The 1039-nt window shown below is 45.6% G+C and carries 1 protein-coding gene; it reads left to right on the forward strand.

The genetic code is table 11. From position 1 onward, the window contains the following. Positions 1–341 precede the first annotated feature (341 nt). Positions 342–1028 (forward strand): hypothetical protein, encoded by a 687-nt coding sequence (locus AC01FP_RS17780; RefSeq protein ID WP_474482084.1) that lies wholly within the window; start codon positions 342–344, stop codon positions 1026–1028. Positions 1029–1039: the final 11 nt, after the last annotated feature.

The following is a 1039-nucleotide window of genomic DNA, read 5'->3' on the forward strand; positions in this document are numbered from 1 at the left end:
TCCGCTCATGGCGCTACCCTTAATCAAGGCCGCCTGAATGGCAGCCAAGGAGTGACAACTTTCCTGAAAGTCACCGTTCCCGGGAATGAACAAGGCAGAAGAGCTGGCAACTAGTAACGTAAATGGCAAACCTAACCAAACACCTATCAGAAAAACCCCCAAAACAATGGCATCCTGGAGAAACGATAAAAGTCGCAATAAAGGAGATCGCCAAAAAGGTAAAACATAAGCAAGCTGATATTTAAACTCTTAGACACCAGTCAGAAGCATGGCATTCACAAAAAACTAAAAGGACGAGCTTGCGCTAGCATAGACCCAATGTGCTTGCAATGTGAAAACTTATGAAAGAAAATCAATTACTTTTGGACACCCTAATGGACATCATGCTTGCAAGATGGCAAACACTAAATAATGTCTCGACTCATGACTACAAAAAAGACGGCGCATCAACATCATCGCCTGCAATCTACCTCCTAAAAGCAGTAAGAAAAATTCACCGACCAGATGAGTTCTCCAAAGAAGTAGATGAGCTATACGAAATAGCGCCATTAGCTGCAAACCGATTAAATTTAGCCACTGAATACCTTAAGCAAATCCGTGGATATATCAGTAAGGGCAATATCAGCCTAGCTGCAGAGTTGGCCCAGAAACTTGCACAGTCTTTGATCTCCGTGGCCGACGGAGCAAACCAAGGGCTTAGCCTTGCCGATCGCTACACGTTGAAGACCCTGTGGCCAAATCTAATCAGAAGGCTAATACTTCAGAATAAAGTGCAAATATACTTGAGAGATGAGAAGCTCCCGAAGCAGATATGCATGATTTTAGGCATGCATCGCAGCGGCACTTCTGGCCTTGCAAACTTGCTTTGCGAGTACGGCTTTGGTCCGCCAAAAGATTTAATGAGCCCCGGAGAAGACAATCCTCGAGGTTATTGGGAATCCGATGGCATAACGATGCTTAATGTAAAGCTTTTATCATCTCTAGGCACGGACTCCATCGCCCGGGCGCCGGCGCCGCTGGCACTCTGATAAGTGCTCAC

It is taken from the genome of Cyanobium sp. NIVA-CYA 375 (assembly GCF_056108345.1).